The organism is Pinibacter soli (genome assembly GCF_029961145.1).
GTDB lineage: Bacteria > Bacteroidota > Bacteroidia > Chitinophagales > Chitinophagaceae > Pinibacter > Pinibacter soli.
Genome location: NZ_JASBRG010000007.1, coordinates 1,389,230 through 1,414,582 on the forward strand (window position 1 = coordinate 1,389,230; position 25,353 = coordinate 1,414,582).

The following is a 25,353-nucleotide window of genomic DNA, read 5'->3' on the forward strand; positions in this document are numbered from 1 at the left end:
TTGATTTAATACAATATACCATAAAACGAGAAAGACAAAATATACCAACCGGTATTTTATTAAAAAATAATTTCATACATTTGCGGCGGCTTATCCTATCTCATTCTAAAATTAAATACACTTCATGTCAATGAAAAGAGTTGTAATTACCGGTATGGGAGCGTTAACTCCTATTGGTAACAATTTGAAAGATTTTTGTGCTGCACTTGAAAATGGCGTTAGTGGTGCCGCTCCTATTACCAAGTTTGATGCTTCTAAATTCAAAACAAGATTTGCTTGCGAACTTAAGAATTTCGATCCGCTCTCTTTTATAGAAAAATCTGAGGCAAGAAAATACGACCTCTTTACACAGTACGCAGTTATCTCAACAGAAGAGGCTATTAAACACGCTCAGATTGATTTCAACAAATTGAACAGAAACCGTATTGGCGTTATCTGGGGTTCAGGTAACGGTGGTATTGGCACGTTTGAAACACAAGTGGCAGAGTTTGAAAAAGGTGATGGTACGCCGCACTTCAACCCGTTCTTTATTCCTAAAATGATCGTGGATATTGCATCTGGTATCATTTCGATCAAGCATGGCCTGCGTGGTGTAAACTTCACCACAGTGTCGGCATGTGCTACATCTAACACCGCTATCATTGACGCGTTTAATTATATCAAATGGGGTAAGGCAGATATGATCATCACCGGTGGATCTGAAGCACCAATCACAAAATCTGGTATGGGCGGATTTAATGCAGCAAAAGCATTGTCTACGTATAATGATGATCCGGCAAAAGCTTCACGTCCGTTTGATGTAAAACGCAATGGCTTTGTGATGGGCGAAGGTTCAGGCACTTTGATTCTTGAAAGCCTTGAACACGCATTGGAAAGGGGCGCACCAATCATTGCCGAAGTTGCGGGAGGCGGTATGGCTGCCGATGCGTATCATCTGACAGGCACGCACCCTGAGGGCGAAGGTGCTTACCTGGGTATGCTGGAAGCAATGAGCGATGCTGGCATTTCTGCTTCCGACATTGATTACCTGAACGTACACGCAACTTCTACTCCTCTTGGTGATAGCAGCGAATTGAAAGCCGTGCAAAGAGTATTTACCGATAAATCGAAATTACATATCAGCGCTACTAAATCCATGACTGGGCACTTGCTTGGCGCAGCGGGTGCGGTTGAAGCGATCGCTTGTGTGAATGCTATTGTAAATGGTATTATTCCTCCAACAATCAACACAGAGAATGTGCAGCCTGAGTTTGCAGATGCTTATGATTATACCTTAGGCAAAGCTGTTAGAAAGAACGTGAACTATGCCATGAGCAACACGTTTGGCTTTGGCGGTCACATTGCGACGACGGTGTTTAAGAAGTATGAACCGTAGCCACACTAAGTTTTACCACTAAGACACTAAGGATACTAAGACTCACTAAGAATTGTTTTAAATTTAGAAGTCTTTTAGTGAAACTTAGTGTCTTAGTGGTAATAAAAATATTGCAATGTGGAGAAGCTATTCAATTGTATCAACAACATATCTCACTCCATTCATCACCGCATTCTCTTGCAACTTTAACCCCATCAACTGCTTACCAAGCGGTGATTGCGGCGACAATGCAACAACAGTTTGATCGCTGACTTTTATTTTACCAAGCGCTATACTAACAAACAAATATCCACGGTCTGTTTTTACAAGACTACCTTTAATAATAGACTCGCTGGCCCCGACCATTGAAAACTTTTCCAGTTGTGCTTTTTGTTCAAGCAGGTCGGTCATTTGTTTGCTCACATTTTCCTGTTCTATATGAAGCATCGCTCTTGCCGTTTCGTATTTATCACCTGCAGTGCTTTTTGTTTCGTTTTTAATACTCTCTCTTAAATCATCCAACGTTCTTTGGACATCGGTAATTCTTTGAGAAACAATGCTCATGCACTGTATATACACCCGTTCTTTAAAAGTCATTTCAATAATTTCATGTCCTTCAAAATTAATTGTTTGAAAATAAAAAGGCTCTGGTAAGTTCAGCCTTTCGTTCCGCCAAACTCACCAAAGCCACAAATTATGTACGCTGTCGCTAACTCCTAATTCCTAATTTCTAATTTCTAGATTCTAATTTCTAGTTCCTAATTTCTCTATATCCCTGTATTCACTTTCACTTCCTTACCGTTCTTATCGAAATACAAATACTTCTTTTCGATTCCTTTTTTTAGATTGTAACGATAGTAGTGGCTATTCTTATTGTCAACCACATAATCCGTAGCAGTCACTTCCCAATCTTTGAAACGGCTCTTATTAAATGACTCTTTAATTTCCCCGGGTATGTCGGCCTTTGCCACCTGCGTTTCTGTGTTGTTCCATATACCGTCTACATTAAAATGGGCTTCATAACTTTTTCCGTGTTCTTTAAACTTCACGGTATAATTCGAGACGTTATTGTCCCAATCAACATTAGTGGCGGCAGGATATTTTTCCGAAAAGCTTTTTTTAGCTTTGTCAGGAATGCTAACTACCTGAGCTTCACATAGATTGGTTGCCAATAAGGTAATGGCTACAAAAAAAGACAAAATTGTAAGTTTCATAAATCTGGTTTTAATGGTAAACAAATTAGTTCCCCACAGCACTGTGGAGGTATTTATCAAAGGTTTATCCGAGTAAATGCAAAAACCTTACCGTGCCATGATTGAGGAATTCTGGTACATTTTTTACAATAGATTTACAAAAAACTCAACTCATGCCATCGCAGAATTACAGTAACCACTCGAAGTACTATCCTGCCCATCATTTTGTGTTCTATCCTATTATTTTACTGGCAACTATTTTTAGTGTTCGATGCGGTTTTAAGCACCCCGAACAACATTATCTCTGGATGACGATTGCAGTAGCATTTCTTGTTATCGGATGGCTGTCTTTTATGTTGAGACAACATTATGCGTTGAACAATCAAAACAGGATTGTGCGACTGGAAATGCGTTTGCGTTATTTTATTTTGACCAATAAAAAAATGGACGAACTGGAGAGCAAACTAAGTTTCGGTCAAATTGCAGCACTACGTTTCGCGTCTGATGAAGAGTTATTGTCTCTCATAGATAAAACCCTTAAGGAAAAGTTATCTCCAAACGCGATAAAGAAATCGATTAAAAATTGGGTGGCGGATGATATGAGAGTTTAGGCAGGAATTAGTTAAGGGCAGTTAGCTGCGATTAAATGGTAATCATCGAGTCTGTCAAATAAAGCTTCAACAAACTCAGTTTGCACCTCCCTTGGATCACTTACACCCTTCTAATTCCTAATTCAATGTCGTTTAGTTAAGCAACTTTTCAATTACTTGGTAGCTATATTCAGGAAAGAAAGACCGCTTGTCATCCCGACGAAGGAGGGATCTGCGTGATTGTTTACGCATAGTGTTCATTAGTGTTAAGCCCAGATCCCTCGTTCCTCGGGATGACAGTGAGATGCTTTTGTTTTTTCAAACACCTTAACTAAATGACATTGAATTCCTAATTCCTAGTTTCTAATCCGAACCAAATCCCAGCCAACGTGTTATAAGTTTGTTATTGAAAACAAACATTTATGAGACTTACAATTCTGTCTTTTTTTGCTGCCTGTATGTTATTGGTAACCAATTTATGCAGTGCGCAAGTAGTTAATATTCCAGATAAAGCAAAAGAGGGTTTTGCGAAAAAGTACCCTAATGCCACTGATGTGAAATGGAGCAACAATGTATCGAACTATACAGCCAAGTTCAAGCAAAACGACAAACCCTATATAGCCCATTACAATATTGATGGCTCATGGGACAACACCGAAACTGAGATCGACAAAAGCGATCTGTCAAAGGACGTTAACGAAGCTTTTACCAAAAGCCGCTTCTCGGATTGGAAGGTCCTCTCGACAGATTTTGTAGAGGATAGTAAAGGACAAAGTCTTTATCGTTTCAACCTTAAAAATGGAATCGAAAAGAAGTATTTGTATTTCGATAAAACGGGGAAGGAAATAAAGGCAAATTCGGGACTGTAGATCAATTAAGAATTGGGAATTAAGAATTAAGAATTCTTAAGAACAAAGTCATTACGATAAAACGCGTAGATGCAAAGAAGGCATCGATAGTTTAAACTGTCGATGCCTTCTTATATTGCCTAAATTTTTGTTGCACGGGATGAAAGGTCAAAAATCAAATAACATCCTGCATCTAAAGAATTCTTAATTCTTAATTCTTAATTTCTAATTCTTCCTCCTTCACCACTGCTCTTATCTTCCGCGCAGTCCCTTTTTTCACTTCATAAAACTTATAGCCAAATAAAAAGATCACGAAATAGCAAACTATAGGAAGATAGTATGCTTTGGCAACATCATGATTGGCGATTAGTCCCATGATGAAAGGGAAAAATGCTCCGCCTACAACGCCCATGGAAATGAATGGCGCAGCTTGTTGCGTATGGCTTCCAAGATTTTTCAAACCTAAACTGAAAATGGTTGGGAACATAATGCTGAAGAAAAAGTTTATCATCAGCAATGCGATGTATGACGACCAACCCCAGCTTTGTGCGACGATCAAACACATTGCAATGCTACCCAAAGCAAAGTAGCTAAGCAATTTATTGGGCGCAATGTATTTCATAAGGAAGGTTCCTACAAAACGGCCAAGTGCCATCATGCCCATAAATATTACCATAAAGTTGCCTGCCTTCTGATCAGTGAAACCCATTTTTTCGTGTCCGTAATTAATGAAGTAACTCCATGTTCCTGCTTGTGCAGCAACGTTGAAAAACTGCGCAATTGCGGCCCACACAAAGTGACGGTGTTGAAATAATTTTTTTCCAGGCTCTGTGTCTACATTTTCTTTTTCGAGATCCGCTGCTGAAACAACATGTGGATCAACCAGCGCAGGCACTTTTACAAAAGCAAATGAAACTGCTACAAGAGCAATGAAACTGCCTATACCAACATACAACGCTTTCACAGAAGATAGATCGCCTGCAACTTCTGTATTGGCTCGCAATAAAAAGTAAGAACCCAACGCAGGACCAATCATGGTTCCTACGGCATTGAATGATTGTGCAAAATTGATGCGTCGATCACTTGCCCTTTGATCGCCAAGCGAAGCGACAAATGGGTGAGCTACGGTTTCAAGCGTTGCCATTCCACAACCTAAAATGAATAATGCTACTCTAAAGAAAGTGAAAGACTGTTCATTTGCCGCAGGCACAAATAAAAATGTTCCGGTGGCAAATAATATAAGACCAAACAATACACCCGCCTTATACCCAAACTTTTTCATGAAAATGCCCGCGGGAATACTCATGACTGCATACGCGCCAAAGACAGATAATTGTATTAAACCGGAGTTGGCCTTGGATAAATTTAATACGTTTTGAAAGTGCTTGTTCAATACGTCGCTCATAGAATGGGCGATACCCCAAAGCATGAAAAGAGAAGTTACAAATACAAAAGTTACCAGAAATCTCTTCTCTGTGAAAGATATTTTATTCATCATATAGTTTTGAATCGTTAATCGCGAATATAGAGAAAGAACGCTTTAAAAATTAAGAAGAATTAAGAATTCTTCTGTGTGACATTGTTAGTATGTGAAGGGACCACTTATGCAAAGGCATTACTTGCAACCATGTTTGAAATCCTGAACGGCAAATTTCTTTAAAAAACGAGAGTCACTCGCCGAGGAAACTAATTCTTAATTCCTAATTCTTAATTCTTAATTGAATCACGGCCATTGCGATGCTTCAATGCCCCACTTCTTATTCGGCTCCTTGCCCATCGTAAATTCCAGCGTTCCGCCTTTCATAAGATCCGCATGATCAACATAAACTTTGTCGTACTTCTTGCCGTTTAGTACTACTGACTGGATGTATTTATTTTCGCGACTGTTGTTTTTTACTTTAATAGTGAATTGTTTATTGCCTTTTACAGTAATAACTGCATTGTCAATCAAAGGACTTCCAAACACATATCTGCCGCTTGCGGGGTTTGCCGGATATAAGCCCAAAATGCTCCACACCGCCCATGCGCTCATTTGGCCGCAATCTTCGTTACCTGAATAGCCATCGGGTGCATCGTGGTACAACGAATCCATGATCAGGCGAACAATATTTTGTGTCTTCCACGGCTGACCAATGAAGTCATACATGTATGCTATGTGGTGGCTCGGCTCGTTGCCATGGGCATACTGCCCAATCATTCCGCTGATGTCTGCAGAGGCGTTCTCACCCGTTACGCTAGAAGTTACAGAAAAAAGTGAATCGAGTTTTTGTCCAAGCTTATCATTACCGCCATGCAATTTGGCAAGGCCACGAATATCCTGCGGTACAAAGAAAGAATGCTGCCATGCGTTGCCTTCTGTATAAGCTGCTCTCCTTCCGTTGTGTTCAGAATAATAAGGATCGAAAGGCGTTACAAATTGTCCGTCGGATTTTTTTGCGCGGATGAACCCTGTGCTTTTGTCAAAAAGATTAATGTACGACTGTGATCTTTTCATAAACAGGTTATAATCATCTTTTTTCCCAAGCCTCAGGGCCACCTGCGCAATGCACCAATCATCATACGCATATTCCAGCGTGATGGATGCACTGCTCGCTTCTTTGTCCTGCGGTAAAAAACCATATTTTATGTAATCGGGAATGCCTCTTATTGATTGATAAGCACTTTTCTGCATCGCCTTGTAAACACGCTCTGCGTCTATGCCCGGCCAGTTTTTCAGCACTGCATCTGCCAACACAGGAATGGCGTGATAGCCTGTCATTGTGTTGGTTTCAAAAGTATTGAGATCCCAAACCGGCAGTAGTCCGTTTTCATCATAAAATGCAAGCATCGTGTTCAAGATGTCGCCATAGCGATCGGGTTGTGTAACACTCATTAAAGGATTCAACGCACGGAAGGTGTCCCATAATGAATAAACCGTGTAACGCTGTCCCGAAGCCATTTTTGTGACATTGCCCTGTACATTTTTGTAACTGCCATCTGCATCGGAATATAAAACAGGTGCCAGACAAGTATGATAAAATGCGGTGTAAAAAATGCGCTTCAAATGTTCATCCCCCGTTTCTATTTTTACTTTCCGCAATTCCTTTTCCCACTTTGCTGCTGCATTTTTAGAAACATTTTCAAAATTCCAATCAGTAATTTCATTTAATGCCTGCAGAGCACTTTGTTCATCAACAGATGAGAGCCCTACTTTCATTAAAATGGTTTTACCGCCATCAAAGATCAATTGCGCTTTGGCAACTTTGTCGCTCGTGTTGGTCGCTTCAATCTTTTTAATTGGCGCAGATGTTCTTGCAGCAAAAAACACACGCTGCACCCTCGCCCAACCGGAGGAAAAGCGATAGCCAACAATTGTAGAATCATTTACCTGGCGGATATAGGTGTCCGTTGGATGATCGCCGTTTATTCGGAATCCAAGATCAAATCTTATTACAGCTACATCTCCCTTCGGAAATATGTATTTATGCAACCCGCATCTTTCTGTCGCAGTGAGTGAAACCTGCACCCCATTGTTGAGTTTTACAGAATAAAATCCCGGCGTCGCTTTTTCATTGGCATGACTGAAGCCAATTTTATACATCGCTTCCTTCCCGGAAACCATTTGCGTAAGCGGCAGTACCGATATGTCTGCCCAATCGCCAATGCCCGTTCCGCTCAAATGCATGTGAGAAAACCCGGCGATCACCGTATCACTGTAATTATAACCGCTACACCAGTCCCAGCCGGAAGTGCCATTGTCTGGACTTAACTGCACCATTCCAAAAGGTACGGTGGCGCCGGGGTATGTATGGCCATGACCTCCAGTGCCGATAAATGGGTCGACATAGGAAATGAGTTGTTGTGCATTTATTTTACCCTGCATTGCAAAACACAGGCAAATGACCTGCAGCAATATTTTTTTAGAATGCGAAAAATTCATTTGAAATCGTTTTAACCAAGGGTGAATTATTAAGATTTGTAAAACCTCTTTCGTCGGAACAACTGATAGCTAACGAATGATTGCTTGCATGTAAGGAGAGAAAAAGACTACTTTGTTATTCCAACGAAAGAGGTGAGATAAAAGGATCAGGGGTTGTGTATATTAATATTATATCGTTGAAATTTTTGAATATCCGTAGGGGCGAATCGCATTCGCCCTTGATTATTTTGCAGACATATCTGTTTTTCGGGAGACGCTTTCAAAGCGTCTCTACGGAATTCATTTATTGACATTTCGCCACCCGGCAGTAACCTCATACGGCAATCGTTTTGTTTCGTAATTGCCTGCAAGAAACTGTTACGACCTTAACAAGAAGGCTAAAAACTGCTTAATTGAGAAAATTAATGCCACTTTTTTCTATTAATTGAAAATTATGGAACGGCAAACGATAGAAAAATTGTCAAACAGACACTATTAATCGGTTATTAGTGGATAGTTATTAGTTGGCAGGCGACCTGTTTTGAAACATTTTCCACGCTTTAATCTCCTAATTACGAATTAGTTGCTGCATTAATTTCCATTTCCCGTCAATTAATTTCTGTATTAATAGTTTGTTAGATCATTTATTAATACCTCCACCTCTTATTTGCATTTTGAAATTCACTGTGTTTCAGGTTCGAAAGATTTCATTATTTCACCCGCCTTTACAAGCACGGGCGGGATAATGAGTTTTTAAAACAACCAATTTGTTATGCCTTGCCATTTACGATCACAACAGGACCTCAAGGATTTATGAATGCCTGGCTGAATAGAATATTCTAAAAAGAACTTTGAATGAAGAAATTTTTTTTGAGTAAGCAGGGCATCCTTCTACTGCTTTTGCAGCAGGCGCTTTTTACAGGCATTGCCAGCGCGAACGCCCCAAAAGACACGACGGCGCCCAAAAAGCAAAACATAGATTACATCGATCCTACAATTGGAAACATTGGACAACTGCTCGAACCTACAAGACCCACTGCGCAATTGCCTAACCAGGTTATCCGCATGTACCCGATCCGCAAGGATTATCTTGACGATCAGATATCAAGCTTTCCTTTAACCATTGTGTCTCACCGCCTCGGCGAAGTCTTTTCCGTAAAGCCTTCGGTAAAAGAACTGGCGGCGGCGAACTGGAGCAAGCGAATGCCCTATGATCACAATCTTGAAGTAACCCGTCCGTGGTACTATTCAACATATTTGATCGAAGATGGCATTACGGTAGAATTTACGCCTTCGGAAAAAAGCGGCTACTTTAGATTTACATTTCCCGAAGGGAGGAATAAATTCCTGTTGTTCAGCAACTTTAACGACGGCGCGACTTCGTGGAAGTTCAGCGGCAATGCGCTGCAAGGAATGGAAACTTATCACAACGATGTAAGGGTTTACACTTACGGCATATTCAACGTTGCAGGAACAACCGGTTATGTGGACAGCAACAACGTGATCAAAAACGCATCAAGTATAAATGAAGAAGGGGCAAGGCCTTATATCAATTTTCCTGCAAGTGCCCGCACGGTTGAATTAAAATATGCGATCAGTTTTGTAAGTGCGGAACAGGCGAAAAAGAACTTTGAAGAAAAGATTGCCTCGAAAGATTTTGCTACGGTAGAAAAAAATGCAAAAACTGCGTGGAGCGATCTGATGTCGCAAATAAAAACTGAAGGTGGTACGGAAGCACAAAGGCGTTCATTCTACACAGCTTTGTACAGATGTCACGAACGCATGGTGGACATTAGCGAAGATGCACATTACTACAGCGGTTACAACAAAAAGATCAATACAGATAAACGTCCGTTTTATGTGGATGACTGGTCGTGGGATACTTATCTGGCACTACATCCCCTGAGAACAATCTTACATCCAAAACAAGAAGAAGACATGCTGCAATCGTACGTGCGCATGTATGAGCAAAGCGGCTGGATGCCAACATTTCCGGTACTTTTCGGCGATCATGCCTGCATGAACGGCTTCCATTCTTCTATCGTTTTTTTGGATGCGTATAGAAAAGGTTTGAGAAATTATGATGTGGAAAAAGCCTATGAAGGCATTAGAAAAAATGCGACAGACGCAACGATGCTGCCATGGAGAAACGGCCCCAAAACATCGCTCGACGATTTCTATCACAGTAACGGCTACTTCCCTGCGCTTCGCGAGGGCGAAAAAGAAACAGTTGCAGAAGTACATTCATTCGAGAAAAGACAAGCCGTTGCTGTAACACTCGGCGGAGCCTTTGATGACTGGGCGCTGGCGCAGTTTGCGAAGGACCTTGGTAAAACAAATGACTATAACAATTTTGAAAAAAGAGGACAGAATTATAGAAATGTCTGGAACCCACAAACGAAATTCTTTCTACCAAAGGATGATAAAGGTAACTGGATTTTGATCGATCCAAAATTTGATGGAGGTCTTGGTGGAAGGGATTACTACGATGAAAACAACGGCTGGACCTACATGTGGCAGGTACAACAGGACATTCCCGGCCTGATTGACTTAATGGGTGGAAGAGACAGTTTTGAACTGAGACTTGATCAGTTGTTCCGCGAAGATCTTGGCAGATCAAAATATGAATTCTGGGCAAAGTTCCCCGATGCTACAGGCCTGGTAGGGCAATACTCCATGGGCAACGAGCCGAGTTTCCACATACCATATTTGTATAACTACACTTCTTCACCGTGGAAAACGCAGAAAAAAGTAAGGAGCCTTTTGTCGCTGTGGTTCAAGGATAATGTGTTTGGCATTCCTGGGGATGAAGATGGCGGAGGAATGTCTGCCTTTATTGTTTTCTCTTCCATGGGCTTCTATCCTGTAACACCGGGCATTCCCGTGTATACAATTGGCAGCCCCGTTTTCAGCAAAGTTTCAATAGCCCTGGAAAATGGGAAAACGTTTACGCTTGTTGCACGCAACAGCAATGAAGTGAACAAATATATCCAGAGTGCAAAGCTGAATGGCAAAGTTTTAAAAACGCCGTGGTTCACCCATGATCAACTTGTAAGCGGCTGCACCATAGAATTAGAAATGGGTCCTAAGCCAAACAAGACCTGGGGCACAGATTTGAAACCGGCGAAACCTTTTGCAAGCAAGTAGTGCCAATCGCATTCGCTTTTAAAACATAATCTTTATTGACGTTTACTTTGTGAATCTTTCGAAGGCCTGGGTGGAGATCATCCGGGCCTCTCGCTTTTATAAAAGTTGTTAGTTGGTAGTTGTTAGGCTTTATGTGTAGCGGCCCAATAATACAAACTAGTAATCTCGTAAAAATACTCTAGAAAAAAATCCGTGTAAATCCGTCCAATCAGTGTCATCTGTGAGCCTTCTCTCCTCTTCCCATTTTTTATCATTTTATTTGACGGAAAAACAATCATTTACCTTATTTTTAACCCCGACGCTTGCATTACATCAGCAGTATTACAACACTAAAAAACACGAACTTATTCGTTTGAGAAATTTTAATTTGGCCACGCGCCGGATATAACGGTTTCTTTATAAAAGATACTTATTTTTACGATTGCTTATGATGAGGAATATATTCTGTTTTGCACTTGCTTTTTTATTACTGAACGTTACTGGTTTTTCCCAATCCTATGGGTTAACTTTTAATAGTCATGAAGTCGTACTTGAAAAAAGAACGGCTCTTGATCTGTCCCCCGAAGATTCAATATGCTTTTCCAAAAATTTTGATCTCAATTTCGATATCAAATTTCTTCCCAATCATGAAACATATTTTGGCTATGTGCTGCGCATAATAACGCATGATAACCAAAACATCGATCTCATATACAATCAGCGTTCTTCTGATTTTAGAGTGATCATTGGTGAAAGCTTATCTGGCATCAGCTTTTTCATTGACAGTATGCATCTTTATAAGCAATGGTCAAATATTGATCTCAAATTTGATCTCGCTGCACATACTATCGAGTTGCTGGTAAATGGAAAATCTGTTGGCAAAAGCAATGTGCCATTTGCCGCGAATTGCTATAAATTTTTGTGGGGCGCAAATGACTTTCAGAAATTCAAAACCAGGGACATCCCTCCCATGCAGGTAAAGGACATCAAATTATCTGAGCAAGGGAAACTTCTGCATTACTGGCCGCTTGACGAAATTGACGGCGATGTTTGCAATGACAAAAATGGTAACAAACAAGCGAAAGTAACCAACCCGGTTTGGATAAAACCAAAGCACCAGAAATGGGAAATGGCGGCTTCTTTTACGATCAATGGTTTCGCAAACGTGGGCTACGATCCGGTGCAGGACAGGCTTTTCATTGGCGGCAATGATTCTGTTGGTATTTATCAACTGAAAGGAGATCGCGGCATAGTACAGTGGACACCTAATGCCAAGCATCAAAACTTGCTGGTAGGCAACCAGGCGATTTATGACAGCACTACGAAAAAAATCTATGATATCTATGTAGACAAGCAGCAGGTTTTCGGATACGATTTCGATCAACGCCAATGGAACGGAACCTTTGCAGCCGGCCCGCTTACAGAGTTCTGGCATGCAAATAAATTTATTTCTCCTGTTGACGGTTCATTGTATGTCGTTGGCGGCTACGGACAATTGCGTTATAAAAATGAAGTGTTGCGTTATAACTTCGCTACGCAACAATGGGATTCTGTAAAAGCTAAAGGAGATTATTTTCCGCCGCGTTATCTGTCTGCGCTTGGTGTAGACAAGAATGCAAACGTTGCGTACATCATTGGCGGTTACGGAAGTCAGACAGGCGACCAAATGCTTGACCCAAAGAACTATTACGATCTCTACAGATTTGATATTAAAACATCGACGTTTAAAAAAGTATACAACTTCAAACCATTTGGTTCTCAGTTTGCTTTTGCCAACAGCCTTGTGATAGGCCCGGGCAAAGATGATTTTTATGGTTTGATCTTCCCGAACAATGACCGTTTCAACTCGGCGCTTCAATTGGTGAAAGGTTCTTTAACCGATTCAACATTGCACCTGGTAGCAGATTCTATTCCATATAGTTTTCACGATATTGAATCTTATGCAGACTTGTATTACTCTCCTATCAGCAACAAACTGATTGCAGTTACCATGTTGTATTCAAAGGAAGAAGTAAAAGACAAGAACACTATTGTAAAAATATTTACACTCAACTTTCCTCCACAAGCGGCAGACAGTAACGTTTTTGTAACCGCTATAAAAAAACAAAACCGCTACTGGCTGATCATTCCGGCATTGATTGCAGCAGGAATAATTATTTATCTGCTTCGCAAAAAGAAAGCACAGCCGGAGAAAAACGAAACTGCATCAACACCGGCACAATCAGAAAAAGAGGAAGTGTTTCAGCCGATATTCACCAATGCATTTTCTCCAAACAGTAATGAGAAACAATTCAAGTCTTCAATCTTTCTTTTCGGTCACTTCCAGGTGTATGATAAAGAAGGAAACGACATCACGAGATTGTTTACACCGCTGCTGAAAGAGTTGTTTCTCATCATTCTTATTTACACGGTAAAAGATGGCAGGGGCATTTCTTCGGAAGGATTGGATGAAATTTTATGGCATGATAAATCAGCCAAAGACGCGAAGAATAACCGATCGGTAAACATTGCCAAATTAAAAGTTATACTTGAAAAGATTGGCACTTGCGTGATTAATAAAGAAGCCGGCTACTGGCAGTTTCAAACACCGGATGACAGCATTTATATTGATTACAAACGCTTCACGCAACTGAGGTATGCTGCGGAACATGCGCAAGAATACATTCATCCCTTAGCAGAAGTTGTAAGACGCGGACCTTTCCTTTCGCAAACTGAATATAACTGGCTGGACAATGTGAAGTCCGAAGTTTCTAATTCTGTGATCGATCTCTGCCTTAACTATATTAAGAACCAGAATATAACTAAGGACCCTGAGTTTATCATAGAATTAACGCACTATGTATTCTACTTCGATCAACTGAACGAAGATGCATTGACATACAAGTGCAAAAGCCTGATACAACTGAAGCGGCACACACTGGCCAATAACACATACCTGAAATTTGTAAAAGATTACAAAGACATTTACGGCGAAGAGTTCGATAAGAGCTTCCACGATGTGATCAATTAAGTTAGCACACAGATGACACTGATTAGACGGATTTTCACGGATTTATTTTGTGGAGATCCGTTTATTTTTTAAGCACACTGATGACAATGATTGGACTGATTTGCACTGATTTTTTCGTCATTAGTCGTAAACCTATTCATGGAATAATTCAGTTATTCAGTTATTAAAAAAGATCCGTGTAAATCAGTCCAATCCGTGTCATCCGTGTGCTCTCTCATGAAAATCTGCGTTCTTTCTCTTCATTTTTCCTCCAATTAATCCATTATTAGTCATTAATTAATTCCCCGCTCCTTTATTTGCATTCATATTTAATTAAAAGCTTGCAATATGAATGCTAAAATCTCTCTGGCGGTTGCACTGGTGGCGTTATGTTCGTTTGCAAAAGATCCGGTGCGATCAACTGTTCTACCCTACAAAAATGCATCACTGCCCGTTGACCAAAGAGTGGCTGACCTCGTTGGCAGAATGACCACAGAAGAAAAGATCAAACAGCTTGATATGTGGTGGGGAAAAGAAGTTGCCAACATGGGCGGTCACGAAGCCTCCTCTTACTCAGAAGAAAAAACCGCTGCAGTCGTTGGCAAAACAGGCATCGGCTCCGTTCACGATCTATATCCCCTGACAGCAGAGGTCACGAACAGCATACAGAAATATGCGATGGAAAAAACACGTTTAGGCATTCCTGTACTTTTCATTGAAGAAGGTTTGCATGGCTATAGCGGTTTTGGCAGCACATCGTTTCCTATTCCTCTACAACTCGCAGGTACATGGGATACCACGCTTGTACACGACATCGGCAGAACCATCGCGACAGAAACAAGAGCGCATGGTGTAGATATGATTCTTGGTCCGGTGCTTTGCCTTCCGCGTGATCCACGCTGGGGACGTGTAGAAGAAACTTACGGTGAAGATCCTTATCTCGCTGCATTGAATGGTGTTGCAATGGTAAAGGGTTTGCAAGGCAAAGGCGTGAGCCAACCAAACTCGGTTGTGGCTGAACCCAAACACTTTGCCATACATGGCATTCCTGAAGGCGGCAGTAACACTTCTCCGGTTTTCATGAGCGAACGTGAAGGGAGAAGTTCTTTCCTGTATGTTTTTGAAAAAGCAGTTAAAGAAGGTGGCGCACTGTCTATGATGGCAGCATACAGCGAGCTTGATGGTATCCCGTGCGTTGATAATAAATGGCTATTAACAGATGTATTGCGCAAAGAATGGGGTTTCAAAGGTTTTGTACTGTCAGATCTTGGTGCGATAAGAATGAGCCTCGAAAATCATCATGTAGCAAGCGACACCAGTGATGCATTGGCACAAACGTTGAACGCAGGTTTGAATATGCAATTCTACGATTTCCCTCATGATGGTTTCTTAACTGCGATGAACAAAGCAATCGCTGACAAAAAACTTTCGATCTCTCAATTAAACAAAGCGGTGAGCGATGTATTGCGTGTAAAATTTTTGCTCGGCTTGTTCGACAATCCATACACCGACACTTCTTTGAAAGCAAAAGTATTTCACACAAAAGAGAGCCAGGACCTCGCTTTGAAGGCTGCGCAGGAAAGTATTTGCCTGTTGAAAAATGAAGGCAATGTGTTGCCAATAAAGAAAGATGTGAAATCTATCGCAGTGATTGGTGCATTGGCTGAAAGCAACTATCTGGGCGGATATTCAAACGAAGAAGGAAAAGCCATTCCCATTTTGGATGGATTAAAACAAAGAGCGGACAAAAACGTTTCCATCAACTTCGAAAAAGGTTACTCAACAGAGAAGAATGAAAACGAAAACGACTTACAACAAAAAGCGGTTGCACTTGCAAAAAATGCGGACGCTGTTGTTGTCGTGATCGGAGAAGATTTGAAAATCGTGGGTGAAGGAAAGGATCGCGCAAATCTTGATCTTGATGAAAAACAAGTAAATCTTTTAAAAGCATTGCAAGCAACCGGAAAACCAATAACGGTGGTGCTTGCCAATGGAAGACCTCTCTCCATTAACTGGGTGGCAAAAAATATTCCTGCCATTGTAGAATCATGGTTCTCTGGTGAGAAGGGTGGCTTGGCTGTTGCAGATATATTGCTGGGCAATGTAAATCCTTCCGGTAAATTGCCGATGACATTTCCTCGATCGGTTGGCCAGCTTCCATTTTATTATGACCACAAACCGACATCAAGACATGCTTATGTAGACGAAGCAAACACGCCGCTATTTGTGTTTGGCCATGGCTTAAGCTATACAACTTTTGATTACAGCAATCTTACTATTTCTCCTGCAACCATTCCTGTTAACGGAAATGCGACTGTACACGTTACTATTAAGAACACGGGAACAACAGAAGGCACGGAGGTTGTTCAATTGTACATCTGTGATGTTGTGAGCAGTGTAACTACTCCGGTTAAATCTCTGAAAGGCTTTGGCCGCGTTACTTTGAAACCGGACGAAAGTAAGACGGTTGATTTTAAAATTGGTTTCGAACACTTAGCACTTTGGAACCGCGACATGAAACACGTTGTAGAGCCGGGTGACTTTAAGATCATGATAGGAAGCTCGTCTGAAGACATTCGTCAAACGGCGACGTTGAAGGCGAATTAATAATTAATAATTAATAGGTGCAGCGGCGAACGTTTTCTCAACTGCACGATAAATCTCATCACTCATAACTCATCACTCATCACTAACATGAAAAGACTATTAGCAATCGTTCTCGCGGTCTGCACCTTAGGTAGCCGCGCACAATCAAAACACAGCAGCTCGACACTTTTCCCAACGTATGATGGTCTGGTGATGGCCGGATATCAAGGCTGGTTCAGGGCCGCAGGAGATGGTAGTTCTGCAAAAGGTTATGCTTACGGAAATGAAAACAGATCGGGCGTTGATGCATGGCCGGACGTAAGTGAATATGAAAAGACGTATGAAACACCATTGAAATTAGCGGATGGAAAACCTGCAAAGTTTTTTAGCTCTGTTGATAAAAGCACAACAGACTTACACTTCAAATGGATGCAGCAATATGGCGTTGACGGTGTTTTCATGCAGCGTTTTTTTGATGATGTAAAAAATGAAAATAGAAAGAAAGAGTCTTCGGCTATTTTAAAAAATGCCTTCGAAGCTGCTTCTAAATATAAAAGGGCAATCGCTGTGATGTACGATCTATCCGGATTACCGGGCAGTGGCGAAGATTGCTCCGCTATTATTAACGACTGGAAATATCTTGTTGATCAATTAAAAGTCACCAACCAGGACAGCGAAAAAACATACCTGCATCATCGCGGCAAACCCGTTGTTGTAATCTGGGGCGTTGGCTTTCCTGACAGACCTTATAATATCCGCAACATTGGTTTAGAGCGTTTGATCAACTTCCTGAAGAATGATCCTGTGTATGGCAATTGCACTGTAATGCTTGGCGTACCTACAGCATGGCGTGAACTGAATGCTGATTGTTTGCAGGATAATTATCTGCATGAATTGATCCGCATGGCAGACATGATCTTACCGTGGACGGTTCAACGTTTCTCTCCACTGCTACATAATGATATGGATCGTTATCGTGACCTGATGATTGAAGACATGAAATGGTGCAGGCAAAACAATATTGACTATGTGCCTTGTGTATATCCAGGCTTTAGCTGGCACAACCTGAGTGTACATGCCTTTCCGGATGATATTAAACCCGTTGGTTCTATTCCGCGCCAGGGCGGTCGTTTCTACTGGCAGCTGATCTCAACGGCTATTAAAGCCGGTGGCAAAATGTTGTACGTTGCGATGTTTGATGAGGTGAATGAAGGCACGGCCATTTTTAAGTGTACAGACAATGTGCCTGTTGGAAAAAATGTAGAGTTCTTAAAAATGGGCGGAACGCCACCTGATCAATATTTATGGTTAACGGGACAAGCGGGAAAAACATTGCGCGGCGAAGTTCCACTGAGCTTTTCAATGCCTGAAAGAAAATAGTTTCTCTTGGTTTTTTAGTTTTTAACACAGAACATGACCCTTAAAACATGGAAGTAACCCTTTCGACAAGTAATGTAGAAGCAGCCTGAAAGTTGGGAGGGTTTTCCTTTTTAACCGCATTTAACCGTAAAGGCGCGAAGGTGGCGCAAAGGAAGCAAAGGCCAGTTTTTTAACCACAGAGGAAAGGAGTTTTTTTCACAGAGTAAACAGAGATGTTATATCAAAACATAAATCTAACTCCCGAAAACACAGAGAGGGAATGAGGGTTTCACAAATCTCCTTCCCTCTGTGAAAAAACTCCTTTCCTCTGTGGTAAAAAATAACGACTCGAACAGAAACCTACAAGTGCCCATCCAAAAAGCATGACACACCTATTAATTTCTAGTTCCTAACTCCTAATTCCTCGTTAATCTACCATCACTCCCACTCTCAAAGCTTTCAATCCCGACACTCCCTGAAGATCTTCGAGATCAAGATATTCAAGATCATCCATCAGCATTTTTTCGCCTTGCAAATATTTGATGTAAGAGATGTATTCGTCTGCTTCTTTTTGATTGAAGTAGATCAACGCTATCTTGTTTGGTTGTGTAAGACGTTCGCCTGTGTCGCGAACGTGCACCTTGTCAATTCGTTTTTTAATGATGTGATAGCGGATGTTATAAGCGCCTTCTACATCAAAACGCTTTTCATCTTTTCTGAATCGTATATCAATCGGATGTGAGTGAATGAAAATAAGCTGCGTTGTTTCTACCTGTCTTGGAATATGCGGCAACAGGGAGTGCGAATACTTCGCCACTGTAACCATTGATGTAAGCTGCATCAGGCGAAGATTGCTGAGATACATATCATTGTACGGCTTGTCGGGCGTGATAGACTGACCAATATAAATATCGTACTCAACACCATCGGTTCTGAACTTTTCAAAGTAACATGGATACGCCTGCTGTATCTCAATTTTCAGCAACTCAAAATAATTGTTAAGCGATGAAATGACAGTGTTCATCGACCTTTCGAGTTGCCGGCGATTATGATAAGCCTTACCGGCTTTTTCATCAATCGCACTGAAATATTCATCTGTTACATTTCTATAGGCCGGATTGCTTTCGGTGAAATTGATCAGGAAGGGAGTGATGTCATTCTCAAGAAAATCATTCAGCTTTACTTCTTCATTAAACTCCGAAACTGCCGCTATCTTTTGAATCCATTGCTGGGTAACAAATATCTTTTCGTCGATCAATCCAAATCCGGAACGCTTTTTCAGTTCCTGTAACACCTTCACCAAAATATTGAATTGCACCTGCATATCCTTGTACAATGCGGCGTTGCGCTCTATCGTTGAATTACGAATATCAACAGCTCCATACAAAGGATATACATTTTCAAAAACAATGTCTTCGATCTCCGGATCGGGAACCTGCTGCGATACATCACGCATATGATGCCATGCTACCTCATTAAACTTCCATTGTACAGAAGGCTGAATGGCGGTAAACCTTTCCTTGATCACTTTATTCAATCCGTTTCCAAACTCATCGATGGTATTCTTCATTAACTGAGAAATCAATGGTATTGCAGGATCAAGGCGCGACAACAGACCTTCAGTAAATACGCCTTCTTTTTTACAAAATACTTCTAGCATACCAACCAGCAGGTTGTTGAAGAAAACCGGAATAAATGCAAAAGACCGAACGCCTGCCAATTTCATACACTTGAGATAGTTTTCCTTTTCCGTATCATCTTCGCTAATCTCATTATAAAAAACAATCCTCGGATTTTTGAAGTATTTTTCAGTCAGCGCTGCGTATGCAGTCTCCATGTGTACAAAATCTTTTGTGGATCTTACCAGCATACTGTTTGTACACACCTTATCCTTAAAAACGAGTTTGTTGTTTATCTGCAAAAACGGTAACGCACCAAATTCAATATCCTTGCTGCCTATAAGCGTTTTCAAAGCGTTGGTGATCTTCGCATAATTTTCACTTTCATCATCGGAATGCGACAGTAAAAGATTTTTAATTGTATCCAGCGCATAAGAAGACGTCACATCCTCCGCGTTTGTGATACCAAAACCTTCAAAGCGGAACATGTTTAGCGGCATGAGTTCATGCAGCCTTGCAAGTATCTCATCTTTATCTGTTTGCCTTGATTGGAACAATGTCATGTCCAGTTGTGGCAAAGGTTTCAAGGGAACGATGTCTGTAAATCTTGTATCAGGATTAATCTTGTAATATTTAGCCAACCCCGTTTCTTTATCGTCCAATTGCTTGATCATTTCCTGGTTGAAAAAACTGGGAATATCGTAGAACATTTCAAGTATAAGAGAATAGGACATTTCAGCAAGTCCTTTCTGTAAATCTTCATTGCCTTTTGTGATCGCGTTGTTGATCACGCCCTTTGCATCTTTGTTGGTAATGAGATTGAAAAATGCATTGGTGCTAAAAAACAATGATGGCACACCTGGCGTGCAAAGCGCCCAGTAATGACTTTCTTCATCGGCTACAACCGGCGATACCGCTGCATATACAAGCTCCAATTGTTTTGAATACTTGTACATTTCTTTTACATCAATCGGGCTCAACAGTTCCGGATGACGTTCGAACTGATCGATGATGTATTTGAAGAAATGATTTTTATGCATGTTGTCTTTGTCGTTCCTGCTTTTTAAAAAGCGGATAAACGGCCCGAATGACAACGCTATTTCAACAGTTGAATCAGGCGGCAAATCAGGGAAGACGTTTATTATCGTGTTCTGCATAGTATTAAAATCTAAATCCCATTGTAAAATATGGATACCAGCCTTCGGGAGAGTATCCCATTACAAAATTAAAAGAGAGCATTGATGCAGGCGCAAAATAAATGCCACCTCCTACACCGTTGTGCCATTTGTTCGAATTGTCAGGCACTTCCCAAACACGGCCAATATCCCAGAAACCAGTAAGTCCCAATTGTCCTGGTAAAATATAATTAGCAACATCTGCCAGTTTTATTCTGAGTTCCAGATTGTTGTAAAAGCTGTGTTGCCCCGCAAAACGATATTGCCTGTAGCCCAGCAAGTTTTCTTGTCCGCCGATAAATGCAGATTGATAAAAAGTTGTTTTGCCAACACTTACAGTTCCACCAAATCTTTCTGCCAGCACGACAGTCGCACGGGGATTCAAACTCTTGTACAGGGCCACCTCCGGTATAAACTGCATGAAATCATTGGCATATTCACCAATGCCTTTGTAGGCCTGTATGCGAAGGCTTACATAGGTGCCCCATTGCGGAATGACCTTGCTGTTTCGCTTGTCGCTTAACAATGTTATCTGACCACCAAGATGCAGTTTATTTTTATCAATGATTAAACTATCGTACGAACCGATGTGTGAAGTATTCTCGATAAACCTGCCTTTGTTGTCTTCTGAGTCATACGCATAATAATACAATGATGGCCCGATGCTCAGCGTACCATCTTTTCTACCATTCCAGCGCAGCGCAGGATCAAGTTGATAGGCACCATATCTTGTGCGGTAATATCTTTTGTAATCACCTGTTTTATCGTAGACGGTTTCGTTGCCACGGCCAAAGAAATTGATGGTATTATTCGGCGCCCTTATTACTGCCTGTAAAGTAAAATCTGCTTTACCAACAGCATCGATCCATTCGCCATTATACCTGATCCGGTATGCTTTTGTGGAGAACGAATGACCCGCCACCAATTGATGCATACTTGCATAAGGAAACTTCCTGAAACCCTCCTGCTTCGTGTATTTGAAGCCCGCGCCAATAATAAGACCATCATCAATATTAATACCCACCAATGCCATCGGCATCCAGATATTGTACAGATTCGTTTGAGTGTAAGATGTGTTCAAACTATCATCAGAAATATGTCGTTTCAATTGAGACGTATCGCCCGTGAAATGAGAGCCATTATTCTTATCGTACAATTTTACTTTGTTCTTCGAATCAACAATGTTATAGCTCTTGCTGTCATCGCCACCGATGATGCGCAGTTTAACAGCCGATGCTGGACTGTTGAGAATTACGCTGTCATTACCGTCGCCAAGATACAAACGCACTTCTTTAGTGGCATTAGCAGGATAGGTCTTGTTCATCAATTCGTCTTTCACCTTGCCATCCTTGTTGATCTTTGAAATGCGGATATTCATTCCTTTGTCAGGCGTATCGCTTATCTCCACCAGTTCATTTTTATTGCTCACCCTTATGTCAACGATCTTCTGAATGAAGTCATAATAATGTAGCATCGTTTCCGAAAGCCTGTCACGACGAGCTCTCAATATGGTTGTCAACTCATCATGCCGAATCGCGTAAGATACAGCAGGCAATCGTTTCAGCGCTTCTTCTATTACTGAATCTGTAACTGCTTTCGCAAATTTGTCGGCTTCTTTCTTCCACTCTTCACGAGTGAATTGCATCTCCGGATAGACATTGCCAAATCTTGTTTTGTACAACAACCATTTCTCGTGCGACATTTCCGCGTCAAAGTTTCTGAATGTAGGGAGCACATATTCTTTCGAAACTATTTTAGGAATAAAGCCTTGCACTACGTGAAAAACCTGGTCACGATCGCGTGGCACAGCGAGATATTCTTTAGCCTTCTTGTCATCATTGTCGTTGTACCATCGCCATTGATCTTCATGCCTGTCCCAATCTCCCAGCAGCGCATCCAACATTCTCGCCCGTAAAAATTCTTTTGCATGAAGCTGATTGTCATTGTCCTTCTGCAAATTCTTTTTCATTTTTTCGGAGTTGTCAGACTTGCCCAAAGGTTCTCTTTCTTCCAACAGCACAACAAGATTTGAAAACACTCTGCCATACATGCCAAGGTTCTTGTCCGGAGATAATACACCAATAACAGGTGATGCATGTGGCACCCTTACAGCATTCGCAATTGGCGGCACAACCAAGGCGGAGAAAGGATGCTGGCCACTTGTTACATCATCCAACCAATCCCTTGCAAATGTACCTTTCAGCGCATCAGGCAATAGTGCGTCTGGCAATTTCTCAACGCTGCGTATTACCCATTCTTTTCCGTCTTTATCTTCCAGCCTTAATGATTTTGACTGCATACCACCGCCGAGTTGCAACGGCTTTAAACCTCCGTACAATTCAGAGATGCGCAACACCGGGAGCTTTGTGGGAGCGGCCCATTCCTTTCGGTAATTTTCGCCAAAGAAAAAGCGATGAGTCTTCCCAACAGAATCGTATGCCGCATGTACACTAACTACAACACTATCTTCTTTTATGGGCACGCTGTTTGATGCAACTATTTCCTGCTCGGGTGCATAAGGTATTGTATAAGTGAAGGCCTGATGTACCGTATCATCTTCGTAGATATAATACGTCACACGCAGCGCTGAGGTATTCAGCAAATCAACCGTAACATACCCCTGCGTGGCATCTGCAAACAAGGAGCCCTTTCCTTTTTTTGCATTGGTATGTTTTGCTCCTGCGCCGCTTACAACCTGTGTGCCTTTATCTTCAATGAATTGCAAGCCATGTTCATGTCCTGCGACATGCACAAGATTAGGCGCCCCTTCAAACACAGCATCTACACGGTTGATCATATCCTTGTACAATGGATGTTTTAAATCTTCCGGGTTGGGAAAAGTAGAACGCAAAAAAGGATACAGTGAACCGATACCAGGCAATGGGATGTATAAGTTTTTGCTGACCGATGTTAGCGGAAAAATATGATCCTTCCACGTGAACTTGCCGCCGTGTACGCCATAGCTTTGAAACGGATGATGCGATGCGAGCAAAACAATCTTGCCTCTATTCCGGTAACGCATTTCCGCAAGCTTGGCGAGCACATCTTTCTTTGTGTAGCAGTCACAATCAGCGTCTTCATTTTTTTTATCGAAGGGAAACAACCACCATTCGCTGTCAAAGGCAATGATTACGAGATCATTGGTAAGATGTATCTCCACAGGATCAGGGCAACCGTTTGGCGGAATCAACTTCAACAATGAATCGTTCTGTTCCTCCAAATACTGCCATTGATATTTAATTTTCGACAATCCTTTAGGCCCCATCTTGTCCCAGTCATGATTGCCCGGCACAAAGTATACGGGTGCCCCTTTTGCCCGCATCGGTTGAAATTGCGATTGCAGTATTTGTTTTGTTTTGTCTGCATTCTTGGCGTCCGGCAGCGCCATTCCCCTGGGGTACACATTGTCCCCCAAATACATCACGGTCGTTTTTCCCTGCAGTATGTGATTGGAAGCATGTATTAGTGCCTTTTGCTGTGCAGGATTCATTTCACCCGCATCACCAATAAATATTACCCGGTGCTGAATGCTGTCCTGAGCGTACGATGCACCAAAGCATAAGAGGGTTAGTATGGTTAATAAAATTCTCATCGAATTGGTTTGGTATTGTTTGCAGTGTACGACGTATGTTGTACGAAACTCTTTATAGTGTTGCATCCGAATGACTTTCGTACATCGTACATTGCCTATCATTTCTCTTTTCTCTTAAACTTCAAAATATTTCCTGCTGACAAATCATCTCCTTCATTTGATATGTACATGTTGCCTTCCGCATCAAATGCAATACCTTCCGGTTGATTGAACATGTTACCGTCTAAGTGATACGCGCCCTTCACTTTCCATTGACCGTCTGTAATGACCAATAATTTATTGACCGCTGACAAAATAAACCATTCTCCCGTGATTGGATTTTTGGTTAAGGCAGAAGGCCTGAATCCCCGCTTAACCTTTCCGGTAAAGGGTTTGATGGACTGCACATCAATTGTAAAACTTCCTGTTTGGTATAATGAATCACCGCCCTGCAAAATGTAGCCGGTTACAAAATCTTTGTTTTCATCAGTCTCGCAGTTTTTGCAAAGCACGTATAGTTTGTTTGTAGCTTCCTCTGCAAACAAACCTTCGTATTCACCTTTTGGCAACAGGCCCTTCCATTCTGTTGTGCTATCTATCTCTTCATACACAGCATCACCAAAATCTATTACGTAAATACTCCCGCTGCTTTTAAGAATATACACTTTATCATTGGCAATGCTCACATCTTCATAATCGCCGCCTTTTGCAAACTTTGCATGGTATTGCTTCTTGGTGCCCCATGCTAGCCTAAACAATTTCCCCTCCTCATCTTGGATCGCGTAAACAGTGTCATTTTTACCTTTGGGAAAACTGATCCCGGAAATTTCCAGCAATGTTTCAGGCATGGTAAAACGCTCAGGTTTTGACAAGTCGTAATGGGGCAATTTATTTTTTTTATCGCCATCGTCACCGTCGACAGAATCGCAGGCGAATAAAGTGAGCAGAGCCATCAGCATACTTAAAAAATATGTCTTACGAATCCACGTCATAGTTTTTTTACTTTAAATACTTTTAAGTCGCACTTTTTATTGTGATCATCTCG

The 25,353-nt window shown here is 41.4% G+C and carries 14 protein-coding genes; 7 read left to right on the plus strand and 7 right to left on the minus strand.

The features are described 5' to 3' along the window. Positions 1 to 130 precede the first annotated feature (130 nt). On the plus strand, positions 131 to 1,375 hold the full coding sequence (fabF, locus tag QJ048_RS16200; RefSeq protein ID WP_425607798.1) for a beta-ketoacyl-ACP synthase II: 1,245 nt from the start codon (positions 131 to 133) through the stop codon (positions 1,373 to 1,375). A 126-nt stretch (positions 1,376 to 1,501) separates the two neighbouring features. On the opposite strand, the gene QJ048_RS16205 is transcribed toward fabF, so the two are convergent. Both QJ048_RS16205 and QJ048_RS16210 read right to left on the minus strand, forming a co-directional pair. Then, positions 1,502 to 1,951, minus strand: coding sequence for a hypothetical protein (locus QJ048_RS16205; RefSeq protein ID WP_282335446.1), 450 nt, complete (start codon positions 1,949 to 1,951; stop codon positions 1,502 to 1,504). A gap of 170 nt (positions 1,952 to 2,121) precedes the next feature. Beyond that, on the minus strand, positions 2,122 to 2,568 hold the full coding sequence (locus tag QJ048_RS16210) for a PepSY-like domain-containing protein (protein ID WP_282335447.1): 447 nt from the start codon (positions 2,566 to 2,568) through the stop codon (positions 2,122 to 2,124). 152 nt (positions 2,569 to 2,720) lie between these two features. Here QJ048_RS16210 and QJ048_RS16215 point away from each other — a divergent pair, with 152 nt between their 5' ends. Then, positions 2,721 to 3,158, plus strand: coding sequence for a DUF6526 family protein (locus QJ048_RS16215; protein WP_282335448.1), 438 nt, complete (start codon positions 2,721 to 2,723; stop codon positions 3,156 to 3,158). 401 nt (positions 3,159 to 3,559) lie between these two features. Then, positions 3,560 to 4,006 carry a PepSY-like domain-containing protein gene (locus QJ048_RS16220; protein WP_282335449.1) on the plus strand — a complete coding sequence of 149 codons (447 nt, stop codon included), beginning with the start codon at positions 3,560 to 3,562 and terminating at the stop codon, positions 4,004 to 4,006. A gap of 190 nt (positions 4,007 to 4,196) precedes the next feature. Here QJ048_RS16220 and fucP read toward each other — a convergent pair whose 3' ends face one another. After that, complete coding sequence (gene fucP / locus QJ048_RS16225) at positions 4,197 to 5,483, minus strand: L-fucose:H+ symporter permease (RefSeq protein WP_282335450.1); 1,287 nt, start codon at positions 5,481 to 5,483, stop codon at positions 4,197 to 4,199. A gap of 225 nt (positions 5,484 to 5,708) precedes the next feature. Next, a complete protein-coding gene (locus QJ048_RS16230) occupies positions 5,709 to 7,904 on the minus strand; it encodes a GH92 family glycosyl hydrolase (protein ID WP_282335451.1) in 2,196 nt (731 codons plus the stop codon). Positions 7,905 to 8,738: 834 nt separating this feature from the next. Here QJ048_RS16230 and QJ048_RS16235 point away from each other — a divergent pair. The 4 genes from QJ048_RS16235 (at position 8,739) to QJ048_RS16250 (ending at position 17,964) form a co-directional block, all read left to right on the plus strand. Then, complete coding sequence (locus tag QJ048_RS16235; protein ID WP_282335452.1) at positions 8,739 to 11,030, plus strand: GH92 family glycosyl hydrolase; 2,292 nt, start codon at positions 8,739 to 8,741, stop codon at positions 11,028 to 11,030. A 427-nt stretch (positions 11,031 to 11,457) separates the two neighbouring features. Next, the gene (locus QJ048_RS16240; protein ID WP_282335453.1) at positions 11,458 to 14,019 is read left to right on the plus strand and encodes a Kelch repeat-containing protein; all 2,562 of its coding nucleotides are present in this window, start codon (positions 11,458 to 11,460) and stop codon (positions 14,017 to 14,019) included. A gap of 327 nt (positions 14,020 to 14,346) precedes the next feature. After that, on the plus strand, positions 14,347 to 16,605 hold the full coding sequence (locus tag QJ048_RS16245; protein WP_282335454.1) for a glycoside hydrolase family 3 N-terminal domain-containing protein: 2,259 nt from the start codon (positions 14,347 to 14,349) through the stop codon (positions 16,603 to 16,605). Positions 16,606 to 16,692: 87 nt separating this feature from the next. Further along, the gene (locus QJ048_RS16250; RefSeq protein WP_282335455.1) at positions 16,693 to 17,964 is read left to right on the plus strand and encodes a glycoside hydrolase family 99 protein; all 1,272 of its coding nucleotides are present in this window, start codon (positions 16,693 to 16,695) and stop codon (positions 17,962 to 17,964) included. A 406-nt stretch (positions 17,965 to 18,370) separates the two neighbouring features. Here QJ048_RS16250 and QJ048_RS16255 read toward each other — a convergent pair whose 3' ends face one another. The 3 genes from QJ048_RS16255 to QJ048_RS16265 all read right to left on the minus strand — a co-directional run bounded on the left by QJ048_RS16255 (position 18,371) and on the right by QJ048_RS16265 (position 25,300). Continuing rightward, positions 18,371 to 20,719, minus strand: coding sequence for a GAF domain-containing protein (locus QJ048_RS16255; protein ID WP_282335456.1), 2,349 nt, complete (start codon positions 20,717 to 20,719; stop codon positions 18,371 to 18,373). A 4-nt stretch (positions 20,720 to 20,723) separates the two neighbouring features. Next, the gene (locus QJ048_RS16260) at positions 20,724 to 24,329 is read right to left on the minus strand and encodes a BamA/TamA family outer membrane protein (protein WP_282335457.1); all 3,606 of its coding nucleotides are present in this window, start codon (positions 24,327 to 24,329) and stop codon (positions 20,724 to 20,726) included. 98 nt (positions 24,330 to 24,427) lie between these two features. Continuing rightward, positions 24,428 to 25,300 carry an SdiA-regulated domain-containing protein gene (locus QJ048_RS16265; RefSeq protein WP_282335458.1) on the minus strand — a complete coding sequence of 291 codons (873 nt, stop codon included), beginning with the start codon at positions 25,298 to 25,300 and terminating at the stop codon, positions 24,428 to 24,430. Positions 25,301 to 25,353 lie beyond the last annotated feature (53 nt).